23 protein-coding genes and 1 pseudogene are annotated in these 25,329 nt (G+C 72.7%); 6 read left to right on the plus strand and 18 right to left on the minus strand.

All coding sequences use genetic code 11. The features are described 5' to 3' along the window. Window positions 1-23: 23 nt before the first annotated feature. The 8 genes from ACFYW3_RS22495 to ACFYW3_RS22530 all read right to left on the minus strand — a co-directional run bounded on the left by ACFYW3_RS22495 (window position 24) and on the right by ACFYW3_RS22530 (window position 8,823). A complete protein-coding gene (locus tag ACFYW3_RS22495; RefSeq protein ID WP_351762047.1) occupies window positions 24-890 on the minus strand; it encodes a serine protease in 867 nt (288 codons plus the stop codon). Between the two features lie 215 nt (window positions 891-1,105). After that, window positions 1,106-2,551, minus strand: a complete 1,446-nt coding sequence (locus ACFYW3_RS22500; protein WP_266952943.1) for a glyceraldehyde-3-phosphate dehydrogenase — start codon at window positions 2,549-2,551, stop codon at window positions 1,106-1,108. A 169-nt stretch (window positions 2,552-2,720) separates the two neighbouring features. Next, window positions 2,721-3,446 carry a GPR1/FUN34/YaaH family transporter gene (locus ACFYW3_RS22505; protein ID WP_351762049.1) on the minus strand — a complete coding sequence of 242 codons (726 nt, stop codon included), beginning with the start codon at window positions 3,444-3,446 and terminating at the stop codon, window positions 2,721-2,723. A gap of 166 nt (window positions 3,447-3,612) precedes the next feature. Beyond that, on the minus strand, window positions 3,613-5,508 hold the full coding sequence (locus ACFYW3_RS22510) for an amidohydrolase (RefSeq protein WP_389387185.1): 1,896 nt from the start codon (window positions 5,506-5,508) through the stop codon (window positions 3,613-3,615). An 8-nt stretch (window positions 5,509-5,516) separates the two neighbouring features. Beyond that, window positions 5,517-6,473, minus strand: coding sequence for an alpha/beta hydrolase (locus ACFYW3_RS22515; RefSeq protein WP_389387086.1), 957 nt, complete (start codon window positions 6,471-6,473; stop codon window positions 5,517-5,519). A gap of 284 nt (window positions 6,474-6,757) precedes the next feature. Further along, entirely contained in the window at window positions 6,758-7,588 is an 831-nt protein-coding gene (locus ACFYW3_RS22520) for an alpha/beta fold hydrolase (RefSeq protein WP_389387087.1), read from the minus strand. A gap of 59 nt (window positions 7,589-7,647) precedes the next feature. After that, on the minus strand, window positions 7,648-8,154 hold the full coding sequence (locus ACFYW3_RS22525) for a DoxX family membrane protein (protein ID WP_389387088.1): 507 nt from the start codon (window positions 8,152-8,154) through the stop codon (window positions 7,648-7,650). Between the two features lie 6 nt (window positions 8,155-8,160). Further along, a complete protein-coding gene (locus ACFYW3_RS22530; protein WP_351371204.1) occupies window positions 8,161-8,823 on the minus strand; it encodes a hydrolase in 663 nt (220 codons plus the stop codon). Between the two features lie 274 nt (window positions 8,824-9,097). On the opposite strand from ACFYW3_RS22530, the gene ACFYW3_RS22535 reads away from it, so the two are divergent. After that, a complete protein-coding gene (locus ACFYW3_RS22535) occupies window positions 9,098-10,093 on the plus strand; it encodes a heme A synthase (protein ID WP_389387089.1) in 996 nt (331 codons plus the stop codon). A gap of 7 nt (window positions 10,094-10,100) precedes the next feature. Here the strand turns inward: ACFYW3_RS22535 and ACFYW3_RS22540 are convergent, their stop codons facing one another. After that, window positions 10,101-10,346: a hypothetical protein gene (locus ACFYW3_RS22540; RefSeq protein ID WP_351762065.1), complete on the minus strand. Its 246-nt coding sequence runs from the start codon at window positions 10,344-10,346 to the stop codon at window positions 10,101-10,103. Window positions 10,347-10,479: 133 nt separating this feature from the next. Between ACFYW3_RS22540 and ACFYW3_RS22545 the strand changes: the two genes are divergently transcribed. Further along, the gene (locus ACFYW3_RS22545) at window positions 10,480-11,052 is read left to right on the plus strand and encodes a YdeI/OmpD-associated family protein (RefSeq protein WP_351762068.1); all 573 of its coding nucleotides are present in this window, start codon (window positions 10,480-10,482) and stop codon (window positions 11,050-11,052) included. On the opposite strand, the gene ACFYW3_RS22550 is transcribed toward ACFYW3_RS22545, so the two are convergent. After that, the gene (locus ACFYW3_RS22550; RefSeq protein ID WP_351762070.1) at window positions 11,049-12,047 is read right to left on the minus strand and encodes an AraC family transcriptional regulator; all 999 of its coding nucleotides are present in this window, start codon (window positions 12,045-12,047) and stop codon (window positions 11,049-11,051) included. The two genes, ACFYW3_RS22545 and ACFYW3_RS22550, sit on opposite strands and share 4 nt — an antisense overlap. Before the next feature lie 309 nt (window positions 12,048-12,356). Between ACFYW3_RS22550 and ACFYW3_RS22555 the strand changes: the two are divergent. Next, a pseudogene (locus ACFYW3_RS22555) lies at window positions 12,357-12,533 on the plus strand (integrase core domain-containing protein); the annotation flags it as partial. On the opposite strand, the gene ACFYW3_RS22560 reads toward ACFYW3_RS22555, so the two are convergent. From ACFYW3_RS22560 to ACFYW3_RS22585, 6 genes are all read right to left on the minus strand, one after another. Continuing rightward, complete coding sequence (locus ACFYW3_RS22560; protein ID WP_389387090.1) at window positions 12,527-14,392, minus strand: galactose oxidase-like domain-containing protein; 1,866 nt, start codon at window positions 14,390-14,392, stop codon at window positions 12,527-12,529. The pseudogene ACFYW3_RS22555 and the gene ACFYW3_RS22560 overlap by 7 nt on opposite strands. 201 nt (window positions 14,393-14,593) lie before the next feature. After that, window positions 14,594-15,409, minus strand: coding sequence for a hypothetical protein (locus ACFYW3_RS22565; protein ID WP_389387091.1), 816 nt, complete (start codon window positions 15,407-15,409; stop codon window positions 14,594-14,596). After that, window positions 15,409-16,683 carry a VWA domain-containing protein gene (locus ACFYW3_RS22570; RefSeq protein WP_351763027.1) on the minus strand — a complete coding sequence of 425 codons (1,275 nt, stop codon included), beginning with the start codon at window positions 16,681-16,683 and terminating at the stop codon, window positions 15,409-15,411. The genes ACFYW3_RS22565 and ACFYW3_RS22570 overlap by 1 nt, the downstream gene beginning before the upstream one ends. A 114-nt stretch (window positions 16,684-16,797) precedes the next feature. Further along, entirely contained in the window at window positions 16,798-17,193 is a 396-nt protein-coding gene (locus ACFYW3_RS22575) for a GntR family transcriptional regulator (protein WP_351763029.1), read from the minus strand. A gap of 52 nt (window positions 17,194-17,245) precedes the next feature. Continuing rightward, window positions 17,246-18,232, minus strand: coding sequence for an ABC transporter permease (locus ACFYW3_RS22580; protein WP_351763032.1), 987 nt, complete (start codon window positions 18,230-18,232; stop codon window positions 17,246-17,248). Next, window positions 18,229-19,176: an ABC transporter ATP-binding protein gene (locus ACFYW3_RS22585; RefSeq protein WP_389387092.1), complete on the minus strand. Its 948-nt coding sequence runs from the start codon at window positions 19,174-19,176 to the stop codon at window positions 18,229-18,231. Before ACFYW3_RS22585 ends, ACFYW3_RS22580 begins: the two co-directional genes overlap by 4 nt. A 190-nt stretch (window positions 19,177-19,366) precedes the next feature. Between ACFYW3_RS22585 and ACFYW3_RS22590 the strand changes: the two genes are divergently transcribed. The 3 genes from ACFYW3_RS22590 to ACFYW3_RS22600 are packed head-to-tail and all read left to right on the plus strand — an operon-like array spanning window position 19,367 to window position 21,644. Continuing rightward, complete coding sequence (locus tag ACFYW3_RS22590; RefSeq protein ID WP_389387093.1) at window positions 19,367-20,002, plus strand: metal ABC transporter ATP-binding protein; 636 nt, start codon at window positions 19,367-19,369, stop codon at window positions 20,000-20,002. Beyond that, window positions 19,999-20,865: a metal ABC transporter permease gene (locus ACFYW3_RS22595; protein ID WP_351763041.1), complete on the plus strand. Its 867-nt coding sequence runs from the start codon at window positions 19,999-20,001 to the stop codon at window positions 20,863-20,865. The genes ACFYW3_RS22590 and ACFYW3_RS22595 overlap by 4 nt, the downstream gene beginning before the upstream one ends. Next, on the plus strand, window positions 20,823-21,644 hold the full coding sequence (locus ACFYW3_RS22600; protein ID WP_351763044.1) for a metal ABC transporter solute-binding protein, Zn/Mn family: 822 nt from the start codon (window positions 20,823-20,825) through the stop codon (window positions 21,642-21,644). The genes ACFYW3_RS22595 and ACFYW3_RS22600 overlap by 43 nt, the downstream gene beginning before the upstream one ends. Before the next feature lie 90 nt (window positions 21,645-21,734). Here ACFYW3_RS22600 and ACFYW3_RS22605 read toward each other — a convergent pair whose 3' ends face one another. After that, the gene (locus tag ACFYW3_RS22605) at window positions 21,735-23,390 is read right to left on the minus strand and encodes a class I adenylate-forming enzyme family protein (protein WP_389387094.1); all 1,656 of its coding nucleotides are present in this window, start codon (window positions 23,388-23,390) and stop codon (window positions 21,735-21,737) included. Next, on the minus strand, window positions 23,387-25,255 hold the full coding sequence (locus ACFYW3_RS22610) for a CoA transferase (RefSeq protein WP_389387095.1): 1,869 nt from the start codon (window positions 25,253-25,255) through the stop codon (window positions 23,387-23,389). The genes ACFYW3_RS22605 and ACFYW3_RS22610 overlap by 4 nt, the downstream gene beginning before the upstream one ends. Window positions 25,256-25,329: the final 74 nt, after the last annotated feature.

The raw sequence follows: 25,329 nt of genomic DNA on the forward strand, positions 1-25,329 counted from the left end.
GCGGGCCGGCGCCCCGGGCGTGCTCAGTGGTGCGCCGCGATGGTCTTGGTGATCCAGCCCTTGTGGGCGGACACGGAGGTCCAGATCCCGGGGCCGCCGGCGCAGTGCGGGTCGGCGGCGTGGTCGCCGTCGCCGGAGGTGGCGCCGACGAGCTGCCAGCGACCGGCGAGGCGCTGGATCTGCGGCCCTCCGGAGTCGCCGGAGCAGGCCATCGCACGGGGGGTGCGGGCGGCCGTGCACAGCTCGCTCTTCCCGTTGATCTCGGCGCACTCGCCGGTGGCGATGCTGCGGGTGTCGAGTTCCTGGAGGCGCTCGGGGAAGACCCAGTGTTCGGGGTCCAGGGCGTCGACGACGGTTCCGAAGCCGATGACCCGGGTGGACGCGCCCACCTTCGGCGCGTGGTCGGCCATGGCGACGGGCTTCTGTCGGACGGGGCGGTCGAGTTTCAGCAGGGCGATGTCGTTGGTCGAACGCTCCTCGCCGAGGCCGTTGTACCCGGGATGGACCACCTTCCGGACGATCTTGGCGACCGTGCCGCCCGAATGCCGTGCGGCGCTGCCGATCCGCACCGTCCCGGTCGGGTGGGTCGCCCCGACGTCCTGGGCGCAGTGTGCGGCCGTCACCACCCACTGGGGGGCGATCAGCGCGCCTCCGCAGACTCCGTCGAGGGAGTCGGGGCCCTCGTCCAGCGTCATCGGGATCGATGCCATGAACGGATACGCCTCGGTGGAGTCCTTCCCGTGGACGATCGCCTGGGCACCGGTGGTCGACGCCACCAGGCACAGAACGGCGGCGGCCCCGACCGCCGTGACCCGGGCCGGGAGACGGCGGACCGTCCGGGAGCGGGCGGTCGGACGGTGAGGGCCGGGAGGCGGGGTGGAAACGTTCATGAGGTTGTCCTTCCCAGCGGCGCCCGGCTGATGCGCGCGGGAAGCGGGAGGCTTCACGGCGCGGGAGGGACGCACGGGGCGGGAGGGGTCACGACCGCCGGGCCCGCACACGCCGACGGGGCGGCGGTGGGGCCGGGACCGGATGCCGTCGGCATCGGGTCGCCGGCCCGCCGCCGCCCCGTCGGGCGGGACACCGGGTCGGTCGTGCGGCGCGATCAGACCGCCGGGGCCGGGAAGGTCGGGTACTCCACCCCGGAAACGTGCTGGACAACACGGATGACCTGGCAGGAGTAGCCGAACTCGTTGTCGTACCAGAGGTACAGGATCGCGTTGTCACCGTCGACCTTGGTGGCACCCGCGTCGACGATCGAGGCGTGGCGCGAGCCGATGAAGTCGCTCGACACCGCGTCGGGGGCGGTGGTGAAGTCGATCTGCCGCTTGAGCGGCGAGGTCAGCGACACGTTCCGCAGGTAGTCGAGGACGTCCTCGCGGGTGGTCTCGCGACCGAGCCGCAGGCTGAGGATCGCGATCGACACGTCCGGCACCGGGACGCGGATCGAGCTGCCGGTGATCGGCGCCTTCAGTTCGGGCAGCGCCTTGGCGACGGCGGAGGCGGCGCCGGTCTCGGTGATGACCATGTTGAGCGGCGCGGAGCGGCCTCGACGGTCGGCCGGGTGGTAGTTGTCCAGCAGGTTCTGGTCGTTGGTGAACGAGTGGACGGTCTCCACGTGGCCGCGCAGGACGCCGTACTCGTCCGCCATCGCCTTGAGCGGCGGGACGATCGCGTTGGTGGTGCAGGAGGCGCAGGACAGGATCTGCTCGTCCGGCTTGATCATGTCGTGGTTGACGCCGTGGACGATGTTCGGGACGTCGCCCTTGCCCGGCGCGGTCAGGACGACCTTGTCGATGCCGGGGCGCAGGTGCTTGGAGAGGCCCTCGCGGTCACGCCACTTGCCGGTGTTGTCGATGAGGATGGCGTCCTTGATGCCGTACGCCGTGTAGTCGATCTCCGACGGGTCCCCGGCGTAGATCACCTTGATCTCGTTGCCGTTGGCGATGATCTTGCTGTTCGCCTCGTCGACGGTGATCGTGCCCTGGAACTGACCGTGGATGGAGTCGCGGCGCAGCAGCGAGGCGCGCTTGACGATGTCCTGGTCGCCGCCCTGGCGGACGACGATGGCGCGCAGGCGCAGACCGTTGCCGGAACCCGCCTTCTCGATCAGCAGGCGGGCGACGAGGCGGCCGATGCGACCGAAGCCGTACAGGACGACGTCACGCGACTCGCGGGACTCGATCTTGTTGTCGCCGGTGGCGCCGGACACGGCCTCGGCCGTGAACTCGCCCACCGAGAGACCTCGGGTGTCGCTCTTGTAGGTCGCGGCGAGCATCCCGATGTCGATCTGGGACGGACCGAGGTCGAGCGGGGTGAGCGCCTCCAGGAACGGCAGGGTCTCGGTGACCGAGAGCTCCTCGCCGGCGATCTGACGGGCGAATCGGTGGGTCTTGAGGATGCTGACCACCGACTTGTTCACCAAGGAGCGGCTGTGCAGCAGGACGGTGACGTCCCGCTCGCGGTGCAGCTTCCCGATGATCGGGATCATCGATTCCGCGATCTCCTCGCGGTTTTTCCAGTTGGTGAACGAGTCGTCATTGACAGTCACAGGTTTATCTTTCGAGCTAGGCGGCGCTCATATGCTAACCCGACACCAGTTTGACCTTTCAAGGGGTCCCGCCTCACGCGGTGCCCCCGGAGGGCCGGCCGGCCGGGCCGGGCGGGCGCGATCCCACCCGCACCCCCGTGACCTGCGACATCGCACGCGCACGGCGGTTTCAGAGCGTGCGCCGCACACCCGCCTGCCGTTCGAGGTTCCGGAGCTGGACCGCGAGGTCCCCCTCGACGGCCGTGTGGGCGGGCCCGCTGCGGCCGATGGGGAGGACCTCCTCGCTGCGCATGTCCTCCAGCATCAACGCGAAGGCCGCGTACGTGGCGACCAGCGCCACCGCGATCCCGAGGGCGCCCGCCGTGTACCCGAGCCAGTCGGCCCCGGTGAGCCCGGCCAGTCCGGTGGCCGCCCAGCGGGGCAGGGACACCACCAAGACCAGCCACAGGGCTTGTTTGGGCCGGGTCACGGCCGCCATCAGCGCCCCGAAGCACAGGAACGCGAGGTTGAACACCCCGAGCACCCGGTGCCCGCCGGCCGCTCCGGTGCCGACGACCAGGGCGTACGCGAGCCAACTGCCCGCGAAGGTCCCCATGAGCGTGGCCGCGATCACGTCGCGGGCCCCGAAGGCGAGGACGCTCACCACGAGTTGCAGCGCGAAGGCGGGCAGCACGCACAGGGCCACGGCACGCCGGTCCCCGGCCTCGAAGACGCCGAGTTGGAGACAGCCGGTCATCACGGAGGCGATGGCCACGGTGAAGAAGCCGAGCGGCATGGGCGAGGCGATCGGCCGCAGGTTGATCCGCGTCATCGCCCTGAGGTCCGGTTCGAACCGGCGTCCGGGCGGCGCCGGTTCGGTGTCCCCGGCCTCGCCGGGGACGGAGGCGGTGCTCATGTGGTGGGTTCCCTTGTTCGGTGCGTGAAACCGCTCGGTGCGTGGGGCCGCTCGGTGCGTGGGGCCGCTCGGTGCGTGGGGCCGTCCGGTGCGTGGGGCCGCTCGATGCGTGGGGCCGTGCGGTGGGTGGGGCCGTTCAGCGTGAAGCCGGCCGTGCGGGAGACCGTCAGTGTGTGAAGCAGGGGTCGGCGACGGGCGGCGCCGCGTCGGGCGCCGCGCCCCGCGCGACACGCCAGAGCCGGTGTTGTTCGGACTCCGCCGCTACCTCCGCCATCGCGTCGGCCTGCCGCACACCGCTCGGTCCCTCCGCCCCGCGCTCCGGCCGGGCCTGGTAGCCGCCGAAGTGGGCCACCGGGCTCCAGTGCGGGCTGACCGGCGGAACCGGCTCGTCGAGGCCCTCGTACTCGGCCGTGGCGTGGACGATCCGACCGCCGACGACCGTGAGGACGGACTCGATGTCGGGGATCGCGTCCTCGGGGACGCTCAGGTAGTCCTGCGTCAGGATGGCGAGGTCGCCGAAACAGCCCTCCTTCAGCACGCCCTTCACCTCGTCCTCGCCGGTGAGTCGGGCACCGCCGCGGGTGTAGAGGACGAGTGCCGTCTCCCGGTCGACCAGGTTCCCGGCCGGGTAGAGCGGCGTGCCTCCGACGGTGCGGCCCGTCACCAGCCAGTGCAGCGAGACCCACGGGTTGTACGAGGACACGCGCGTGGCGTCCGTCCCCGCGGCGACGGTCAGGCCGCGGTCCAGCATCGCGCGGACCGGCGGTGTGCGGGAGGTCGCCTCGCGCCCGTACCGGTCCAGGAAGGCGGCGCCCTGGAAGGACATCCGGTTCTGGACGGACAGGGCGCCGCCGAGCGCGGCGATGCGGTCCAGGCTGTCGTCGGAGACCGTTTCGGCATGGTCGAAGAGCCAGCGGCCGGCTCCGGGGAACAGTCCTTCGGCGGCGAGCTTCTCGAAGACCGCCAGGTCGCGGCGGATCGTCTCGTCGTAGGTGGCGTGCAGGCGAAAGCCCCAACCCTTCTCCAGGAGGAGCCGCACCGCCGACTCGAACTCGCTCTCGTAGCCGGCGGCGAGTTCGGGTCGCGGTTCGGAGAAGTTCTCGAAGTCGGCGGCGGCCCAGGTCAGGTTCTCGCCCGCGCCGTTCAGGCGGAGCCACTCGTCGCCGTCCTCGGGCCTGACCGTCTCGGTCCAACGGGTCAGGTCGGCGATCTCCTGGCCGGCCGTCTGCGGGAAGAGGTGATAGGCGATCCGCAGGGTCAGCTCTCCCGTGCGGGCCAGGTCGGTGACGGTGGCGTAGTTGTCGGGGAAGTTCTGGAAGCCGCCGGCCGCGTCCACCGCCGAGGTCAGGCCGAAGCGGTTGAGTTCCCGCAGGAAGTGTCGGGTGGATGTCCGCTTTTCGGCCTCGTCCAGGGTGGGTGCCTTGGCGAGGGTGGAGTACAGGACGAGCGCGCTCGGCGCCGCCAGGAGCACGCCGTTCGGCTCACCGTCCCTGCCGCGCACGATCTGCCCGCCGCGCGGGTCGGGGGTGTTCCGGTCGAAGCCTGCGGCCCGTACCGCGGCGCGGTTCATCAGGGCGGACTGGTAGAGGTGGAGCACGAACACCGGGGTGTCGGGCGCGGCGGCGTTCAACTCGGCCACGGTCGGCATCCGACGTTCGACGAACTGCTCGGCGGTCCAGCCGCCGACGACCCGGATCCACTGCCCCCTGGGGGTCCGGCCGGCCTGTTCGCGGAGCATGGCCAGGGCGTGGCGCAGGGAACGCACGCCGTCCCAGCGCAGCTCCAGCACGTAGTTGAGGCCGCCCCGGATGACGTGCAGGTGCGAGTCGTTCAGGCCGGGGACGACCCGGCGCCCCAGGGCGTCGATCACCCTGGTCGCCGGGCCCACGAGGCCCCCGAGTTCGTGGTCGTCGCCGATGCCCACGATCCGGCCGTCGCGGATCGCGACGCCCCGGGCCGCCGGGCGGTCCGGGTCTCCGGTGAACACCTTGGCGTTGCGCACGAGCAGGTCGGCGGCCGGTCGCCGCGCGTCGGGGGCCGCGGATATGCCTCCGACGGGCATGCCCGCCGTCACGCGAGGGCCTCGCGCAGAGTGTCGACGGCCAGACCGATGGCGAGTTCCGCCGCCCGGGTCTCCCGGAGCGCGTTCAGCATCACGAAGTCGTGGATCGTCCCCTGGACGCGCAGGGCGGTGACCGGCACGTCGGCGGAGCGCAGCTTGGCCGCGTACGCCTCGCCCTCGTCGCGCAGGACGTCGGCCTCGGCGGTGATGATCAAGGCGGGAGGCAGTCCGGTGAGCTCGTCGAGGGAGGCGCGCAGCGGCGAGGCGGTGATCCGGGCGCGGTCGGACTCGTCGGTCGTGTACTGGTCCCAGAACCACCGCATCGCCTCGCGGCGCAGGAAGTAGCCGGTGGCGAACTGCTCGTAGGACTCGGTGTCGAAGGCGGCGTCGGTGACCGGGTAGAAGAGCACCTGGTGGACGACGGTGACGTCGCCGCGTTCCTTGGCCATGAGGGTGAGGGCGGCGCTCATGTTGCCACCGACCGAGTCGCCGGCGACGGCGAGGCGCGTGCCGTCGAGGTCCTTGTCCCGTCCCTCGCGGCCGATCCACCGGGCGACGGCGTAGTTCTGCTCGATGGCGACGGGGTAGCGCGCCTCGGGCGAGAGGTCGTACTCGGGGAAGACGACGGCCGCGCCCGCGCCGACGGCGAGTTCGCGGACCAGTCGGTCGTGGGTGTGCGCGTTGCCGAAGACCCAGCCGGCCCCGTGGATGTAGAGGATGACGGGGAGGGGGCCGGTGAGGCCCCGGGGGCGGACGATCCGGGTGCGGACCTCCCCGGTGGGACCGTCCTGGACGGTGATCCACTCCTCGTCGACGGCGGGCAGCGAGACGCCTTCGCCGTTCTGTACGTCGTCCACGGCCTTGCGGCCGTCGGCGGGCGGGATCTGGTAGAGGTACGGCGGCTGTGCGGTGGCGTTGGCGAAGGCCTGCGCGGCGCCTTCCAGTACGGGCTGACGGTTGGTCATGACAGTGCTCCTTCGGGAGGCGGGGGGTGCGGGCGTGGCCGGGGGCGGCCGGGGTGATCGCGGCGTTCAGGATCACACCGGGGACCACTTCGGGCCGGGAGACCGACCGGCGTGTGGCGTGATTGGCCCGACCGGGTGGGCGTCGCGGACGCGGGGCGGGCGTGACGGCGGAGGGTGCGCACGGGGATGCCGCACGAGAGGGGTCGGCGGTGTCCCCGTGCGCGGTTCGGGTGGGCCGGCCGGGCCAGGTTCGACCAGGTCAGGTCAGGTCAGGTCAGGTCAGGTCAGGCGATGAAGGCGAGCAGTGCGGCGTTGACCTCGTCGGCGTGGGTCCAGGTGAGCCCGTGCGGGCCGCCCTCGACGACGTGCAGTTCGGCGCCGGCGATCTCCTTCGACAGCGGGATCGCGGTGGCGCCGATGGGCAGGGTCCGGTCGGCGTCGCCGTGGATGATCAGGGTGGGGACGTCGATGCGGGGCAGGTCGGCGCGGAAGTCCGTCAGCCAGGCCTGGACACAGTCGAGGGTGCCCTTGGCGGAGGCGCCGGCGGCCACGTTCCAACTCGCCCGCACGGCCTCCTCGCTGATCCGCTCGCCGCCGAGCACGTCCACGTTGTAGAAGTCGGCGAGGAAGGCGGTCAGGAACGCGAACCGGTCGGCCCTGATCGCCTCCTCGATGCCCCGGAAGACGCCGGCGTCGACTCCGCCGGGGTTGTCCTCGGTCTTGAGCAGGAAGGGCGGTACGACCCCGATCATGACGGCCTTGGCGATGCGCTGCGAGCCGTACGTGCCGAGGTAGCGCGTCACCTCGCCGCTGCCCATCGAGAAGCCGACGAGGACGGCGTCGCGAAGGTCGAGCGCGGTGAGGACCGCGTTCAGGTCGGCGGCGAAGGTGTCGTAGTCGTAGCCGTCGCAGGGCTGGTCGGAGCGGCCGAAGCCGCGCCGGTCGTAGGTGACGACGCGGTGGCCCGCGGCGAGCAGGGCGGCGGTCTGCCGTTCCCAGGACGCCCCGTTCAGCGGCCATCCATGGATCAGGACGACGGGCCGTCCCCGGCCGTGGTCCTCGTAGTAGAGCTCGACCGGGGCGGAGTCGCCCTCGGCGACCTTGATGAAAGGCATGTGTTCTCCTCTGTCGAATGGTGTGCCGCAGGTGTCAGGCAAGATCCGGAAGAGACGGCCTACGCGGCGTCCGTGGGGTGTGGGGCGGCGGTGTGGAGGGCGACCCGGGTGAGCAGTCCGCTGCCGATCCCCGAGACCAGGGCGACGCCGAGCCACCACAGGGGGTACGGCGTCAGCCCGAGCACTTGGTCCAGGGACCAGGCACCGGGTCCGGTGGCCGCCAGGGCGGCCGCCGTCGCGATCAGGACCAGGGGGTATTCGTAGCCGTCGTTCTGTACCCAGAGCCCGTTGTGCCACTTCACGGTGAGCGCGACCGTCATGACGCCGATGGCGCCGGTGGCGGCGAGCGGAGTGAGCAGCCCCAGGGCCAGCAGGAGCCCGGAGCCGATCTGGCCGGCGCCGGCGGCGAGAGCGGTCAGGCTGCCGCCGCGGAAGCCGTCGCCGCGGAACTCCCGGGCCCCGCCTTCGAGTCCGTGTCCGCCGAGGCGGAAACTGATCTTCTGTACTCCGTGGCCGGCGACGAGCAGGCCCGCCAAGAGGCGCAGGATCAGGATGCCGGTGTCCAACTCGGCTCAGCCCGCCGCGTGTTCGCCGATGACCGACTGCGCGTACACGACGCCGAGGCCGTAGGCGCCGGCGTGTTCCTTGACGATCTCCATCACGGCGCCGTACGTCTCCTGGCGAGCCCAGTCGCGCTGGAGCTCCAGGAGGACCTGTACCCAGGTGACGGGGACGGCGCCGGCGGCGAGCATGCGCTGCAGGGCGTGCTCGTGGGCGGCCGGGCTGACGCCGCCGGAGGCGTCGGAGACCACGTAGACCTCGTAGCCCTGCTCCAGCGCGGACAGTGCGGGCAGGACCAGGCAGACCTCGGTCCACAGCCCCGACAGGATGATCTTCTTGCGACCGGTGGCCTTGACCGCCTCGACGAGCGCCTCGTCCTCCCAGGCGTTCATGGAGGTGCGGTCGATGGTGTCCTGCTCGGGGAACACCGCGGCGAGTTGGGGCAGGATCGGGCCGGAGAAGGACTCGGCGGCGACCGTGGTGAGCACGGCGGGGACGTCGAAGGCGCGGGCGGCCTTGGCGAGGCCCACGGTGCTGTTGATGATCGCGGCGCGGTCCCCGCTGCCGACGCCGAAGAACATCTGCGGCTGGTGGTCGACGAAGAGCATGACCGAGTTCTCGGGCGTCAGCAGGTCCCGGCCGCCGGCGGCCCGGACCTTGGTGATGTCGAACATGAGGGGTCCTTGTCTCAAGGGGAGGCGATGAGGGCCGAGCGCCGCGGCTCCCGCGGCTCGGCACTCCCCGAACGTACGATCGCGGCGGCCTCGCCTCTTTCCCCGCCGTGCGCACGGGATAGCCCGAGAACGCACAACCCGCGGACGTGTGCGGGGCCCCCGACCGACGGGTGATCGACACCCCGTCAAGAACGCCCCGGTGCGCGGCCGTAGGCTGGGCCCTCTTGATCAAGGCGCGCCACCCGCGGCGGCGCGCCCTCGGGGAAGGTCGATCGTGCGCACTCCTCTCTCATGGGCGGCGGGCAGGTTCGCGCTCGGTCCCCGCAGCGTCCGGTGGGCCGCGGCGACGTCCGTGGTGGCGAGCATCGCGATCGTCGTGGGCGGCGGGGTCGTCCGGGTCACCGGTTCCGGCCTGGGCTGCCCCGAATGGCCGATGTGCACGACGGGAACGCTGGCCCCCACCTCCGAGATGGGACTGCACGGGGCGATCGAGTTCGGCAACAGGCTGCTCACCGGTGTGCTGTGCGTCATCGTCGGGTGGGTCGTCGTCACAGCCCGTCTCCAACGCCGCCCGATGCCGGCGGTGTTGCGCGGCGCCTGGGCGCAGTTCTGGGTCGTGGTCCTGAACGCCCTGGTGGGCGGGGTCACGGTGTGGATGCGGCTGAGCCCCTACGTGGTCGCCGCGCACTTCCTCGCCGCGACGCTGCTGTTGAGCGCCGCCGTGTGGACCCGGCACGCGGTGCCCGCCGGGGACGGCGGGCCCGTCTCGGACCTCTGCCCCCGCCGGCCGCCGGCCGCCCGCCATCGCTCGCTGTCGTGGGCGTTGGTGGCCACGACGGCCCTGCTGGTCGTGGTGGGCACCGTGACCACCGGTTCCGGACCGCACGCGGGGGACTCCTCGGACGTGCGGCGGATGCCGTTCGACTGGGCCACCGTGACGGTGGCGCACGGCGTACTGGCCGCGGCGGTACTCGTGCTCGCCGGGCGGCTCCTCGCCGTGCTGCCGCGGGAGGGGTACGGTGCCGCGCGCCGCACGACGGTGCTCTTCCTCGCCGTGCTGGTGGCCCAGGGCTCGGTGGGTCTGTTCCAGTCACTCACGGGACTGCCGGCGCTCGCCGTGATCCTGCACCTGCTGGGGTCGGCCCTGGTGTGGGTCGGCGCGCTGCGGGTCCATCTGGAGATCCGGGCGGCGGACGCGGTGCGCACCGTCCCTTACGCGGGCGCGGGCGCGGCACACGGGGAGAGGGTCGGCGGCGCGGCGCGCGGTTGAACCGGGCTCAGACGAGCGACAGGCTTGCCGCGTCGACGGGTTCTATGTCGGCGAGGTCGGCGATGCGCTCCACTCCCCCGCCGCGCGGGCGGATGTACGCGCGGCGGATCCAGCGGGGGGTGCCCGTGTGGGTGGGGAGTTCCTCGCGGACCACGGCCATCAGCCGTCCCTCGACACCGGACGCGGTGTCCCGCACGACGTGTCCGACCAGCGGATGCCATTCGTGGCCGTCGGGGTTGTGGTGGTTGCTCATCACGGCCTCGCTCACCTCGGGGTGACATGGGTCGACCGTTATTCGGGGCCGGTCCCGCTGCGGATGGGTCTGCCGGCGAAACCGGGGCGGCGGGGATGGCTGGGGCTGCCGGGACGGCGATAGCCTGCTGCGCATGGACGAGTTGGACGGCGTGGAGATCATCGCCTTCGCGGACGCCGCGGCGTTCGAGGGCTGGCTGGCGGAGCACCACGCGCGCGACGCGGGCGTCTGGGTGAAGGTGGCCAAGAAGAGGAGCGGCGTCCCGTCGGTCACCGACGACGAACTGGTGGACATCGGGCTCTGCTACGGCTGGATCTCCGGGCAGCGCAGGTCCCTCGACGACGTGTACTACCTCCAGAAGTACGTGCCGCGTCGCCCCCGGAGCCTGTGGTCGCGGGTCAATGTCGACAAGGTGGCGCTGCTGACGGCCGCCGGGCGGATGCGCGAGCCCGGGCTGGCCGAGGTGCGCAAGGCCCGCGAGGACGGCCGGTGGGAGGCGGCGTACGCGTCGCAGAAGAGCGCGGAGGTTCCGCCGGACCTGGCCGCCGTGCTGGCCGCCGACCCGCGGGCGCGCTCGGCCTTCGAGGCGCTCGACCGGACCGGGCGCTACCAGTTGATCCTGCCACTGCTCCAGGCCCTCACCCCGAAGGCCCGCCAGGACCGTCTCGACAAGGCCCTGCGTACCCTGCGGGCGACACAGCGCTAGGAGGCGTCCGCCCCGGTCAGGTCTTCCGCCCGGGCCTGCCCGCGGAAGGCCGCGGGTGGCAGGCCGTAGGCATCGCGGAACGCCCGGCTGAACGCGGACGCGTGTCGAAAGCCCCGCCGGGCGCCGATGACGTGCACGGGCACCCCCTGGTGCAGCGGGTCCGCCAGGTCCTGGCGTGCCCGCGCGAGCCTCCGGCCCTGAAGGAAGGCCGCGACCGTTGTCCCGTCCCCCTCCTGCTGGAACACCCGGTGGAGATGGCTGACGGAGATGTGGTGGGCGGCGGCGATCGCGGGGACGTCCAGCAGCGGATCGTCGGCGTTGTCCCGGATGAAGGCCATCACGCGGAGCGCCAGGGCGCGCCGGTGCGTCTCCGGGGTCAAGGACCGGTCCGCTTCGAGGACGCCGGCGAAGAGCGAGGCGACGAGATCGGCCAGTACGCCGCTCAGGCGCGGGCCCTCGGCCGGTCGGTAGGACCGGCTGTCCTTGGTCACCTGGTCGAGGAACGTGGCGAGCAGGGCCCCCATTCCCTCCCGGGCCGAGATGCGCTTGCCGATGACCCGGCCGGCGGTGTGAGGGGGCAGCGGCAGCAGCGCCTTGGGTACCTCGACCCCGATGATCTCGACGGAATGCGGGCCGGAACTGATCTCGAACGGCCGTGACGTGTCACTGGTGTGGATGTCGAACACACCGTGCACCACGGTGTCCTTGCCCAGGGTGACCGCTCCCGCCCCGCGCTTGATCAGCGAGAGGTGGAACGCCTCGGGGTCCGACCTCGCTATCAGCTTCGGTGTGCGCTGGAAGGTCAGGGGACGGCATTCCATCGGATAGACCGTGATCCCGCCGAGCGAGATGACGCGCTGGTTCACCCAGAAGTCGGCGGCGTGCTCACTGCTCATCTCCATGGGCGCATGCGTCTCCGACATCAGGGCCCGCCAGCTCTCGAAACGGTCGGCGGGTGCTAGTTCCGCGCTGCGGAACGTTCTCTCGGGCAGCATGACCACGGGTTTACACCGGCCGTGGCGGCCCGCGCAACAAGAGCCGGGGCCCCGGGCGCGGGCGGCGGGGCGACTCTCCGTCAAGACTCTGTGCACGCCAGGCCAATGCCCGATGCTCCGGGGCTTGGCAGAGTGGGCGTCGGAGGGTCGGTGAGGGGACGGGAAACCGGATCCCCCGCCGACGACCGGGGTCCTCTCGTGGTCCCGGCACTGGGCTGACGCCGCCCGAGGACGGGGGTTTCGGGCGGCGTCAGCCCAGTGCCGGGACCAGGCCGTCCAGGCCGTTTCCTTCGGATCACCTCGCGGGGCGAACGCTTCAACCGAGCCCTGCTCGAGGAATGGGCCTACCAGCGGCCGTACACCTCGAACACCGAGCGGACAGCAGCGCCGGCAGACTTCCTCCACACCTACAACCACCACCGCTGCCACACCGCACTCGCAGGCGAGCCACCCATCAGCCGCGTACACAACGCCGCGGGTCAATACACCTGGCGGATGCCCAGCTTGACCCACTTCGCCGTGCTGGGGACGCCCCGGGAGTTCAACAGGAACAGCATGTAGTAGCCGGGCGGGGCGTCGGCGGCGGTGGGCGGCGTCCGCAGGTCGAGGGTGTCGCCCCGGGTGCCGGTGCGGCGCAGCTCCAGGTGACGTTGGCTGGTGTTGATCGAGTGGGTGACGGTCGTCGGCGCGAGCAGCACGGCCCGCGCCACCTCCCCGGGGGTGGAGGTGCGCACCTGGAAGTCGGTGTCGTGGGCGAGCGTGTGGCCGGGAACCGCGTCGAGGGCGGGTCGGGTCCCCCGGTGGATGTAGGCGGGTTCGTACAGCTCGACGCTGCCGTCCATGCCGTCCTTGATGTCGGGGTCGTTGGCGATCTGTTGCAGTTCGTCGCCGGTGACCAGGACCCGCCCGTCGGGCAGGACGAGGGCGTTGGAGTGGTAGCCCCGGGGCAGGCGTTGGGCGGGTCCCAGGCTCCAGTGGCCCCGGGCGTCGCGGAGTTCGATGTGTCGGTACTTGAGGTCGGCCTTGGGGTTGAACGGGCCGAAGCCGTAGTCGCGGGTGTCGAGGGCTCCGTTGACGGTGAGCAGGGTCGCGTCCGGCAGGATCAGAGTGTCGTCCTGGGTGCGGCCGAACGCGCGGGAGCCGTCCGTGGTCCAGGCGCCGCCGGACAGCCGGTACGTGAGCGGGTCGCGCGGGTCGCCGCCGAGGACCAGCACGGAGTCGGGGCCCCGGAAGCCGGCCGGGAGGGGCACCGCGGATCCGTAGCCCCGGAAGTCCGCGGGCCGCCGGGGCAGGTCGACGCGGGTCTCCTTGGCCGGGTCGAACAGCCACTGCTGGTCGGCGTCGCGGCCGAGGCCGTAGATCATGCCGTCGCGGAGCGAGAAGAGGTGCGGGTAGTCGTTGCGGAAGGGGGCGTCGGCCCCGAACCGCTCCGCGGGCAGGCCCACCGGGATGTCGTACGGGCGCCAGGGCACGGGGCGGCTGCGGGCCGGGAACCGTTCCACCAGCGGAGTGGGGTGTCCCGTGCCGCGTTCGTCCTGTCCGGACATGACGAGTTGGCGGCCGTCGGCGCCGGTGACCACGGACGGGTACCAGCGGCCGACGGCCATGTCGCGGTTGCGGAACCAGGTCTCGGTCCACGGGTCGAACACGAAGGACAGTCGGGCGCCGGTGCCGCCCTTGCCGCCGCCGTTGCCGCCGAACACGCCGACCATGCCGTTGGGGAGGAAGGAGTGGCCCGCGCAGAAGAAGGGGGCCGGGCGCGGGACGTACGTGCCGTCGGGCATCAGCACGGTGGGCGGCGGCACGTTCTTGAAGGCGCGGGCGCCCGTGCCCTTGGCGGGATCCCAGAGGTAGGCGCGGCCCGCGTTGGTCCCGCCGATCCGGTCGGTGGGCCCGGTCTCCTTGGTGGGATCCGCCTCGACCCGCTCGAAGGAGAAGAAGAGCACCTTTCCCGTGGGGAGTTGGGCGAGATGGACCCCGAAGTCGGGGGCGGGGAAGTAGTCGGTGAAGCGTCCGGACCGGGCCGCGGTGAAGCCGGCGTTGGCCCGCCGCTGGGAGGCGGTCAGCGCGTCCAGGCTCTGTGTGCGCTTCGCCTGCGGATAGCCCTGGGCGCCTCGGGCGGCCTGTCGCCGGCCGGTGTGCGCCCGGGCGTGGTCCTCGCCGAGGGCGGCCGCTTCCGCGGGCCGGGTCCCGGCGGTGATGCTCCGGTGGGTGGGGCCGGGGCGCGGGTGGCCGTCGCCGTCGTGTCCGGGAGCGGTCGCGAAGGCCGGCAGCGCGGTGGCGAGCACGGCGGAGGCGACCAGGGGCAGGGTGGCCAGTACGGCGGACCAGGGGGATCGGGACACGGCACTCCTCGATGCGACCGCCGGCGGGGGCCGCCATCGTAGGAGAGGAACGATCTTCGCCACGTCGGCGCGGCCTGCGGCGGGCCGGATCCGCCCGGACGGCCTCCGCGCGGTCACGCGCACGGAGGAGTGGGGGTCGTGCGCGGGGGCCGAACGGCGGAGCGGCCACGACCCCGCTGCGGGGTGGTGGCCGCTCCCCGGTCATCCGCCGGAGGTGGTCCGTGCGGGACGGCCGGAACCGCGGGTCAGGGAGTACCCGCCGATGCCCGCCAGGGCGGCCAGCAGTCCGCCGGCCGCGGTCCAGATCCAGCGGTCGGACCACCGGCCGCCGGCCCAGCCGCCTTCCGGCTCGATGCCGGCGGCCGGCTGCTTGCCGTCGGCTTCCGCGGCCCGCGCCGCCGTGATGCCGGGTACCAGGGGGGCCGACAGGGCGCCGTCCACCGCGTAGGCGCCGCCCGTGTCCACCGCGTCGGCCCGGACCCGCGCCCGGACCGGCTGCCCCAGGTCCTCCGGGGCCAGGTCGACCACGGTGAGTCGGACGTAGTAGGCGCCCGGCAGCGGGTCGTTGGCCCACGTGTCCGCGCCGGTCCGCACCGGTCGCAGGGTGCAGGACAGATCGACGGCGCCGGCGTCCTTGGCCGCCGGGGCGGCCTGCTTGCCGTACATGCAGGGCTGGCGGCGGCGCAGCCCGTCGTAGACGTCGAGCCGCCAGCTCGCGGCTCCGTGTCGGGAGGCCGCGGCCGGCAGTGTCACCGTGGCCTTGACGGTGGCCCGTTGGCCCGCGTCGAGGGGGAGCACCCAGTACAGGTAGTCACCGGTGGACGCGTCGGCCGTGGCTTCCTGGCCGACCTTGACCGCGGTGGCGGTACGGAAGCTCGTGCCCGCCTCCGTCGGCCCGCCGCCGGCGGTGCTCGCCGACGGGGACGGGGACGGGGTGTCGGCGGCGGCCGCTCCGGAGAGGCCGAGGAGGGCGCCGCCGGCGAGGGCGGTGGCCGTCAGTGCGCGTACGGTACGCATCAGTTGGTCCTCCAGACGGAGATGCGCCAGCGGGAGATCCAGCCCCAGACCACACCGACCACGAGGCCGGTGAGCACGAGCACGCCCAGGAGCCACCAGCCGCGCCCGAGGCCGAAGGACGCCACGTCGGAGGTGCCGTCGGGGCCGTCGACCACGTCGATGGTCAGTTCGAGGGGCATGCCGGGTGTGGTCTTGACCGAGGCGGGCGCCGAGAAGGAGTTGCTGACCTGGAGGCAGACGGTCTCCGGCTCCGTCACCTCGTTGCCGTCGGCGTCGTCGAGGACGGCCTTGGGGTACCGCAGGCCCGTGGAGACGAGGTCGGTTCGACCGTCACCGGCCTCCGAGCCCCGGACGATCTCCCGTCCGTGGACGGTCGAGGCGCGCAGCATGACGCCGTAGTCGTTGTTCACGGCACGGTCGGAGCCGATGCTCACCGAGGCGCGCAGTTCCTGGCCGGGCTTGACGGCCACCTTGTACCAGCGGTGTTCGCCGAACGTCTCGCGGTCGGTGTAGAGGCCGGCTCCCAGCACGGGGGCGTCCTGGCACCGTCCGGTTCCCGTGGTGGCCACGGGGGTGACCACGGGTGCGGCGGCCCGGTCGACGAGCTGTTTGACCCGGCCGGAGAGTTGGTCGGTGTGCTGGACCGAGGTGTAGGTGCCGCCGGTGGCCTCGGCGATGCAGATGAGCTGTTCGCGCGTCTTGGCGTCGGGTACGAGGCCGAGCGTGTCGATGGTCAGGTGGATGCCCCGGGCGGCGATGTCGCGGGCGACCTCGCAGGGGTCGAGCGGGGCGCAGGTGTCCTCGCCGTCCGTGATGAGCACGATCCTGCGGGTGGCGTCACCGCCCTTGAGGTCGTCGGCCGCGCCGAGCAGGGCCGGGCCGATCGGGGTCCAGCCGGTGGGGGCGAGGGTGGCCACGGCCGTCTTCGCCTCGGTCCGGTTCAGCGGACCGACGGGGTAGAGCGGCCGGGTGTCCTTGCAGCCGAGGTTCCTGTCGTCACCGGGATAGTTGGCGCCGAGAGTCCGTATGCCCAGGAGTACGTCGTCCGGTACCGCGTCGAGCACGTCGTTGAACGCCTGCTTCGCGGCGGACATCCGGGACTTCCCGTCGATGTCGGTCGCTCGCATCGAACCGCTGACGTCCAGGACCAGTTCGACCTTGGGCGGCTCCTTCGCCGCCGGCTCGCCCGCCGAGGCCTGTGCCGGGAACAGCCCGACGGCCAGTGTGGCCAGCAGGCCGCACGCCGCGGCCGCCACCCTTTTTCTTGTGATCATCGCCGGATCGTATTGAGGATCGTCGGCCAATCCAAAAGCCGCCCGGCGTGAAGACGTTCCCGGCGCCCCCGCGCGCGCCGGTGTCTGCCCCGGGCGCACCCGGGAGGCTCCTGCCTACGCCGTGCCGACCGTCGGGAACGTCTCGGCGCGCACGGTGTCGAAGAGGGTGGTGACGTCCGAGGGCGTGAGCCCCTCCTCGCGGGCCTGCCGCATCCAGGCGCCGAGCTGGGAACGCAGGGGGGACTCCGGATCGGTCAGGGGGCCCGATGACGACCGGAGGACGAAGGTGCCCGCGCCCTGCCGCACTTCGACGAGTCCGGCGCGTTCCAGTTCGCGGTACGCCTTGAGGGTGGTGTTCGGGTTGACCTTGGTGCTGGACGCCACTTGTGCGGCGGTGGGCAGTTTGTCTCCCTCGACCAGGGCTCCCATGCGCAGCGCCTGCTCCACTTGTCGGACGATCTGGAGGTAGGCGGGCAGGCCGCTGCGGCGTTCGATGCGAAACACGACCACGGTGCCCGCCTCCTTCGTTGCTTCGTCGTGGATGGTCAGACTAGGTCGCGGATCAGAACGGTCCGCGCCGGGTGCGCCAGAGCAGCAGGGCGACGAGGAGTGCGGCCAGGACGAGGAAGCTGCCGGACGCCGCCCACTGCATGCCCGCCATCTGATCCTTGCCGAAGTAGTCCCACACCGAGTTGACGATCCCCATCTTGGCGCGGCAGGCCTCCGGAATCGCGTCGTTCGCGCAGGTGCCCCACCCGTGGAGTTCCCCGGAGGCGGTGCCGATCCAGTTGTCGACCAGCACGGCCTGGTCGAGCGCGGCCGGCCGCGCCCCTTCCAGCGGGAAGGCGATCCGGCGCGGGGTGGCGAGCCGGTCCTTGACGAGGTCGAAGGCGATCGACGCCGCGTACCCGATGAGGAAGGTGAGGACCATGGCGGGCACGGTGCGCCGGATCAGGGCGCCGATGGTGATGCCCAGGACCGTGGAGAACAGTGCGAAGGAGACGAAGACCGGGACGGTGGTGTCGAACGAGGGGTCGTGCAGCCAGTCGTGCGGGTTGAAGGGGGTCACGGAGCCGCGCCACCAGGCGAAGAGCCCGCTGAGCGCTGCGGTGGTGAGGGTGACGAGCAGGAGGGCGAAGCCGAGTTTCGCGAGGAGCCAGCGTCGCCGGGTGACGGACTGGGTGGTGGCCAGTCGCGCGGTGCCGTTCTCCATGTCGGAGGCCAGCAGGGGCGCTCCGACGAACACGGCGAGGACGGTGGTGAGGAAGGAGAGGTTGACGGCGACGGAGTTGAGGGTCTCCGACGCGTTGCCGGCGACGTTGTCGCCGAGGGCGTCCGCCGGTTTGCCGGGCCAGCCCGCCGCGTGCAGGGTGTCGAGCATCGCGCCGCGCTCGTAGACGATCCAGGCGCCTCCGAGGACGACGAGCGCGAGGCAGGTGAGCAGAGCCGGGCGGTGCCGGCGGAACATCAGCCAGGCCAGTCCGCGCAGTCGGCGGGCCCTGGCGGGCGCGGCGCTCTCGGTGGCGCCGGGGCGGGTGAGCGTGCTCATGCCGCGAAGTCCTCTCGGTGGCCGGGCGCGGCGGTCGGGGAGACCAGCGCGGGCGCCCGGGACGAACGGAGGTAGGCCAGCAGCACTTCCTCCATGCCGGGGTCCGATTGCTGCCAGTCGGGGCTCAGCGGTCCCTGCCGCAGCAGGAGGGCGGTGAACTGCCGCCCGGAGGTGCGGACCTCGACGACGGTGTGATCGTCGAGTGCCGCGGGCAGGGCGCCGCCCTCGGCGACGAGTCCGGTCACCAGGGTGTGCATGGGCAGGAGTTCGTCGGCCTCGCCCGCCATGCGGACCTCACCGTCCGCGAGGACGAGCAGGTAGTCGCACATGTTCTCCAGCTCGCCGAGCATGTGGGAGGACATCAGGACGGTGGTGCCGTGCGTGGCGGCCTCGGACATCAGCAGCGAGCTCAGGTCGTCCCGGGCGACGGGGTCGAGGTCGGCCATCGGCTCGTCCAGCAGGAGGAGTTCGGGGCGCTTGCCGAAGGCGAGCGCGAAGGCCACGCGGGTGCGCTGGCCGCCCGACAGGTCCCCGACGCGGGCTCGGAAGGGAATGTTGCCCGCCCGTACGATCCGTTCGGCCACGACCGGGTCCCAGTCCGGGTTGAGCTCCTGGCCCATGCGCAGCGTGTCGGCGACGCTGAACTGCCTGAACAGCGGCTTGTCCTGGCCGAGGTAGGCCCAGCGTCGCATCACGGCGGGGTCCCCGGCCGGGGCGCCGAAAACCCGGAGCTCGCCGGCCGTGGGCTCGATCAGCCGGGTCGCCAGGTTGAGCAGGGTGCTCTTCCCGGCGCCGTTGGGCCCCACGAGGGCGCAGACGCGGCCTGCCGGGATCCGGAAGGAGCAGTCCCGAAGCGCCCACCCCCGCCGGTATTTCTTGCCCAGCCCCCGGGCCTCCAGGGCCCATCGGGTGTCGGCCGTGCCGGGAACGGTCAGATCGCGCACGCCTCCCCCTTTCCATGATTCCACTACTTCATTAATGGAATCATGGTCTGTGTGTCGGGCGGGTGTCAACCGCCGCCCCACCCCGTCACGAGCGATTCGCGGTGATCCGGAACCGGACGCGCCCGCCGTCCGACTCCTGTGCCGAAGGCGGCGCCGGCCCGCCCACGGCACGAGGACGGGAAGGCACGGGATGGGCGGACTGGATGTGCGGATGCGGGGAGTGGGATGCAGGCACGGGCGGGTCGAGGCCGTCACCGGGGTCGACCTGGAGATCTCGGCCGGCGAACGGATCGCGCTGACCGGAACCAACGGCTCGGGCAAGACCACCCTGCTGCGCGCCGTCCTCGGGCTGCACCGCCAGATGACCGGGTCCATCCTGGTCGGCGGCCGGGGCACCGGCTCCGCGGCCGAGTGGGCCTGGCGGCGACGGTCCTGCGCCTGGATCCCCCAGAAACCGGCGGCGGGCCGGTTCCCCCTGCTGGGAGCCGAGTTGCTCGGCAGCTCGGGTGCCCCGACCGAGGCCCGTGAGGCGGCGGAGAAACTGGGCGTGGGGCCGCTGGCGCGCCGACCGCTGCACAGCCTGTCGGGCGGCCAGCTCCAGCGCATGTACCTCGCCCGCGCCATCGGCGGGGTCGCCGCCGGCGCCATGGTACTGCTCGCCGACGAGCCGACAGCGGCCCTCGACTTCGACGGCCAGGAGGAAGCGGCGGAGGTCCTGACCTCCCTGCCCGTGACCCTCGTCGTCGTCACCCACGACCGGGCACTCGCGGACCGCTGCGACCGGGTACTGGAGATGGCCGCGGGCCGGCTCCGGGAGGTCCGGTGACCCTCGCCGCCGCCGATCTCGGCGAACTCCTCGGGCTCCTGCCCGTGCAACGGGCCGGGCTCGCCCTGCTGCTGGCCGCGATCGGGCTGCCGATCATCGGCGTGATCATCGTCGGCCTCGACATCATGCCGGTGCGCTTCGCCATGATGCACGTGGCCCTGTTCGGCATCGCCGTCGGCCTGCTCACCGGGCTCGACCCGATGCTGTGCGCGCTGGTCGCGTGCGCCCTGGCGGGGGCGGGCGTCGCACCGCTCGCCCGGACCCCGGACGGCCTGTCGGGCGCCATGGGCCTGTTGATGAGCCTGGCCATCGCCGCCGCGCTGCTGTTGCTGGCCGTCTCCGGAGTCAACGCCTCCGGTGCCTTCGCCCTGCTGTGGGGGTCGATCCTCTCCGTGGGCACCGCCGATCTGGTGGTGCTCGGCGTACTGGCCCTGCTGGTACCGGCGCTCTTCCGGTGGCGGCGGCGGGACGTGGCCCTGCTGCTGTACGACCGGGAACTCGCCCAGTGCTCCGGCGTCCCCGTCCGCGCGCTGACCGCCGTACTGCTGGTCCTCGTCGCGGTCGCGGTCGCCGGGGCGATCAAGCTCACCGGCGCCCTGCTCGTCGACGCCCTGACCCTGCTGCCCGCCCTCGCCGCCCGCCGGCTGGGCACCTCGCTGCGGTCCATCACCCTCTGGGCGGTCGCCATCGGGGTCGTCGTGAACCTCACCGGGTTCCTCGTCGCCCTCCGATTGGACTGGCCGCCCGGCCCGGTCCTCGTCCTCACCGCGGGGGCAGTCGTCCTCGCGGTCCACTTCCTCCCCGAACGGAGAATCAGCTCATGGCGCGTACCCGCGTCCGATTCGCTTCCCTCCTCGCACTGAGCGCGGCGCTGGCCCTGGTCACCGGCTGCGGCAACGGCGGCAGCGCGGATTCCGCTCCCGCCGCCGACGGCTCGAGCGGCACGCCCGCGCGATCCGGGACACCGGTGGTCGTCGTCACCACGACGTGGGAGGGCGCATTCGCCAAGGCGGCCGGGGTCGCGGACCCGAAGGTGATCGTTCCGCAGTCGGTGCACCACGCCCCGGACTACGACCCGAAGCCCTCCGACCTCGCGGCCGTGGCCAAGGCCGACTTCGTGCTGTACGCGCCGTTCGAACCGTACGCGGCGAAGATCAAGGAGGCCGCGGGCTCCCGGGCGAAGCTCGTCGAGGTGAACCTCGACAACGACCCGGAGAAGGCCAAGGCGGAGGTCGCGCGATTGGCCGGGCTGTTCGGCACCGAGGGCGCGGCCACCAAGTGGACCGCCTCCTTCGACACCGAGTACGCGGCGCTCGTGAAGGACGTCCAGAGCGCCCGGCCCGGCGGGAAGAGCCCCTCCGTCGTCAGCCAGGTCTTCACCACCTGGGCCGCGAAGCTGTCCGGAGCGGCCCCGGTCGCCACCTTCGGCCCCGAGGCTGTCACGCCGGCCCAACTGGCCGACCTGTCCGCGAAGAAGCCCGCGCTGGTCCTGGACAACGCGCATATGACAACCGGTGTCGTACTGCCCGACTCGGGTGCGAAGCAGGTCGAGATCGTGAACTATCCCGGCCCGGACCTGGAACTGCTGCCGGTCTACCGCAACGCGGCCGCCGCACTGAAGAAGGCCATGTCCCCCTCCTGAACCCGGTCGACTCCCGCCCCGCCCCGCCCCGCCGGAACGGCTCGGCGACGGTGGGGCGGGGCCGTCCCCGCCCCACCGTCGCCGTCCGGCCTACGCGTCGGCCGTGACCCTGCCGAAGCGTTCGCGTACCGCCGTGCGGTCGGGCTTGCCGGCGGGTGTGAGCGGGAGTTCCCTCACCACCAGCAGGCGTTCGGGGTGCTTGCGCCGCTCCAGGCCGCGCCGCGTCAGGTGTCCGGCCAGCGAGGCGAGCGTGAGGTCCTGCGGACCGCGGGCGACGACGCACGCCGCGAGCCGCTCCCCCATCACCTCGTCCGGCACGCCGACGCACACCACGTCCCGCACCCGGGGGTGGGAGGCCAGTTCCCGTTCGACCTCGGCGGGGCTGATGTTGGCGCCGCCGCGTATCACGATGTCCTTGAGACGACCGACGACGTGCAGGACGCCGTCGTCGTCGATCAGCCCGAGGTCGCCGGTGCGGACCCAGCCGTCCGGGGTGCGGTAGCGGGCGTCGAGTTCGGGCGAGGCCACGTAGCACATCGGGGTCATCGGACCGCGCGCGATGATCTCGCCGACCTGTCCGTCGGGGAGCCGCTCACGGGTCTCGGTGTCGATGATGTGGATGTCGGCGACGCGGGGGTCGGGCCGTCCGGCCGCCACTCCCGCGTCGTCGGCCTCCGAGGTGTCCTCGCCGAGCCCGGTGTGGCAGTTGACGCCGTCGGCCGATCCGTACAGGTTGACGACGGGGCAGCCGAAGGCCCTGCCGGCGCTCTCGGCGGTGGTCTCGTCCAGGGCAGCGCCACCGAGGACCAGGGCGGTGGGTGAGGGCAGCGCGCCGGCGTCGGGGCCTTCCTTGTCGAGGTGTTCCAACATCATCCGGACCATCGTCGGCACCCCCAGGACGTGGGTGGGCCGGTGCGCGCGCACGGCCGCCAGCGCGGCTTCGGCGGTGAAACGGTCGAGCAGGACGAGCGTCCCGCCATGGCGGGCCAGGGTCACCGCGGTGCCGTTGGAGCCGAACGCCGACGCCAACGGCACCAGGAACAGACAACGGGGAGCCGCGGCGTCGGGCATCAACGAGGCCAGGAAGTTGCCGCGACCGCCCGCGAGCGCGTTGTGCGAGTACGCGATCATCTTGGGCTCCGCCTCCGAACCGGAGGACACCAGGATGCGGGCCGCGCTGTCGGGGTCCGGGCGCGCCGCCACGAACGCGGTCGCGTCCGCGCGCAGCAGACCGGTGAGCGCCACGGTGCCCTCGGGGGCGGTACCGGGCCCGGCGGCGATGACGTGGCGCAGCGCGGGCAGCGTCGCGAGCAGGGCGCGCAGGTCGGCGGCGTGCCGGTTGCCCTGGTGTTCGACGGAGGCGATGACCGCGACGGCCTCGGCTCTGCGCAGCAGGCTCTCCGCCTCCAGACCTCCCCGGCCGACGGGGAAGGGCAGCGCGACCGCGCCGAGGGCGGCGAGCGCCAGGTCGGCCATGACGGCATGGCGCCCGTTGGGGAGTTGTACGCCGACGACGTCGCCGGGGCGGATGCCGAGTTCCCGCAGGCCGGTGGCCAGGGAGCGCACCTTGCGGTCGAGCGCGGTGTAACAGAGCGCGCCCTTGGCGTCGATGACGGCGGTGCGGTGCAGGTCGGCGATCTGGCGGGCCCGGAAGAGGCTGTACAGGTCGAGGTCGGGACAGGTTCCGTCCACCGCCCAGGAGCGGCGGAGGTCGGCGGGCAGCAGGTCGTGCAGGATGACGGTCATGCGTGGCTCCAGGGGTCGGGAACGGCGGGGGCACCGTGCGCGTCCCGGCTGATCGAGCCGGCGAAGCGCGGGTCGTGGTGCAGGTCGGCCAGGTCGGTGGTGACCGCGGTCGCGGACAGGCCGTGGTCGCGCAGTTGCGCGAGCGCCTCGTCGGTGGGCAGTTCTCTGAGGTCGTAGGCGCCGGCCGCCGACGCGCAGACGTCGGCCGGGACGATCCAGCCGTCGGCGGTCCGTAGGGGGGCACGGAATCCGGCGGGCCGGCGCATCGATCCGCCGCGTCGGGCCCGGCTCAGGGCGGGCCCGGTGAGGATGTCGGCCGCGCCGAGCAACGAGGAGTCGACACGGACGCCCTGCCCGCCGCGTTCGCGCGTCAGCAGTCCCGCGAGGACGGCCTGCGCCCCGAGCAGCCCGCCCAGGACGTCGAGCAGGGTCATCAGCGAGGGCACCGGAGGTTCGTCGCGGGGGCGGGCCGCCTCCCCGATCCCGGTACGGGCCTGGACCATGAAGTCCGTGCCCATGGGGGCGTCGTCGATCCGGCCCGTTCCCCAGCCGCCGGTGTACGCGTAGACGAGCGCGGGGTTCACGGCGGCCAGGTCGGCGCAGTCCAGGCCCAGTTCGGCCGCCTTGCCGGGGCCCCAGTTGTGGAGGAACACGTCGGCCCCGGCGGCCATCTCGCGCAGCCGGGCCCGGTCGCCGGGCGACTTGATGTCCACCTCGACGGCCTTCTTGCCCCGGTTCAGGGCCAGCCATCGAGCGGAGAGCCCGGAGCTGGTGGGGGGCATGCCGCGCAGCGGGTCCCCGCCCGGCGGTTCGACCCGGATGACCTCGGCGCCGAGCAGGCCGAGCAGGTGGGCGGTGAGCGGGGCCTGGATGCGACGCCCCGCTTCGAGCACCGTGATGCCGGCCAGTGGCTTCCCGAACTCCGTCGGCCGCGTGGGCCGGTGGCGCGGTGTGTCGCCGGAGCCGTACGGGGCCAGGGTCCAGGGTGCGGCGCCGTCGTGTTCGGCGGCGCGCTCGGCGAGGGTCCGCACCCGGCACACCTCGGCGCCGGAGCGCGCGGCGGCCTGCCGCAGCCGTGCCCACGTGTGGGCGCCCGCGGTGCGGTGCAAGGCCTCGGGGAAGGGGGCGCAGGCGGTGGCGTACCGGAACTGGAAGGGCCGCCAGCCGGCCCGGATCGCGTCGGCGGGGGCGTCCAGGGCCCGCCAGAAAGCCGCCCAGGCCCCCGGATCCAGGGTCTCCAACTCGAAGAGCGTGCCGTCGACGGAGGTGAAGGGCGGCCCCCCGGGAGCGAGTTCGGTGGCCTCGCCCTCGTCCGCCCCGGCCGCCGCGAGGTACTGGGAGACGGTGAGCAGCCCGGCCCGGTCCACGCTCGTCCCGATCCGTCGGGCCGGCCCTCCTCTGGCCTGGCCCAGCAGGCCGGCGAGGAGACCCTGGGTGGTGAGCAGGGCGGTCGCGGTGGTCGCGTAGTCGACGGCGAGCGCGCGCGGGGTGCCTTCGCGGCGGCCGTGCACAGCCATGATGCCGGTCGCGGCCTGGGCCGTGGCCTCGTCGGTGATGCCGTGCGCGGGGTCGCCGGACCAGCGCGCGTGGACCTCCTGTCGGTCGAAGTCGCCTCCGGTGAGGGCGAGTCGGGCGCCGCGGTCGTCGTGCCGGCCGGTACCGGTCTCGGCGCCGAGGAGGCGCAGGTGCCCGGCGACCAGCACGGTCAACGCGCTCATCCCGGTCGGGCCGGCAGGGCCCGTCACTCCGGTCGGCCCGACGGGGCTCTTCGGCCGGTCCGGCCCCTTGGGCCTCGGCGGTCCGGAGACGTCGAGTCGCAGCCCTTCGAGTGGCCGGACGATCTGTGCGGTGACTGGTGAGGCCATGCCTCTCCTCTTGTCCTGGCGCGGCGGTGGCCGGCCCCGGGATGTACGGAACGCGGGAACCGGGTCGGGTGCGC

The sequence above is a fragment of the Streptomyces sp. NPDC002602 genome (assembly GCF_042889445.1).
Classification (GTDB): domain Bacteria; phylum Actinomycetota; class Actinomycetes; order Streptomycetales; family Streptomycetaceae; genus Streptomyces.

Coding starts and splice junctions, on each gene's coding strand:
- ACFYW3_RS22505 (WP_351762049.1), bottom strand. CDS start 3,446: ATGAGCACCGCCTCCGTCCCCGGCGAGGCCGGGGACACCGAACCGGCG.
- ACFYW3_RS22605 (WP_389387094.1), bottom strand. CDS start 23,390: ATGACCGTCATCCTGCACGACCTGCTGCCCGCCGACCTCCGCCGCTCC.
- ACFYW3_RS22580 (WP_351763032.1), bottom strand. CDS start 18,232: ATGAGCACGCTCACCCGCCCCGGCGCCACCGAGAGCGCCGCGCCCGCC.
- ACFYW3_RS22565 (WP_389387091.1), bottom strand. CDS start 15,409: ATGCGTACCGTACGCGCACTGACGGCCACCGCCCTCGCCGGCGGCGCC.
- ACFYW3_RS22515 (WP_389387086.1), bottom strand. CDS start 6,473: ATGACCAACCGTCAGCCCGTACTGGAAGGCGCCGCGCAGGCCTTCGCC.
- ACFYW3_RS22600 (WP_351763044.1), top strand. CDS start 20,823: ATGGCGCGTACCCGCGTCCGATTCGCTTCCCTCCTCGCACTGAGCGCG.
- ACFYW3_RS22495 (WP_351762047.1), bottom strand. CDS start 890: ATGAACGTTTCCACCCCGCCTCCCGGCCCTCACCGTCCGACCGCCCGC.
- ACFYW3_RS22540 (WP_351762065.1), bottom strand. CDS start 10,346: ATGAGCAACCACCACAACCCCGACGGCCACGAATGGCATCCGCTGGTC.
- ACFYW3_RS22550 (WP_351762070.1), bottom strand. CDS start 12,047: ATGCTGCCCGAGAGAACGTTCCGCAGCGCGGAACTAGCACCCGCCGAC.
- ACFYW3_RS22610 (WP_389387095.1), bottom strand. CDS start 25,255: ATGGCCTCACCAGTCACCGCACAGATCGTCCGGCCACTCGAAGGGCTG.
- ACFYW3_RS22545 (WP_351762068.1), top strand. CDS start 10,480: ATGGACGAGTTGGACGGCGTGGAGATCATCGCCTTCGCGGACGCCGCG.
- ACFYW3_RS22520 (WP_389387087.1), bottom strand. CDS start 7,588: ATGCCTTTCATCAAGGTCGCCGAGGGCGACTCCGCCCCGGTCGAGCTC.
- ACFYW3_RS22530 (WP_351371204.1), bottom strand. CDS start 8,823: ATGTTCGACATCACCAAGGTCCGGGCCGCCGGCGGCCGGGACCTGCTG.
- ACFYW3_RS22590 (WP_389387093.1), top strand. CDS start 19,367: ATGGGCGGACTGGATGTGCGGATGCGGGGAGTGGGATGCAGGCACGGG.
- ACFYW3_RS22510 (WP_389387185.1), bottom strand. CDS start 5,508: ATGCCCGTCGGAGGCATATCCGCGGCCCCCGACGCGCGGCGACCGGCC.
- ACFYW3_RS22570 (WP_351763027.1), bottom strand. CDS start 16,683: ATGATCACAAGAAAAAGGGTGGCGGCCGCGGCGTGCGGCCTGCTGGCC.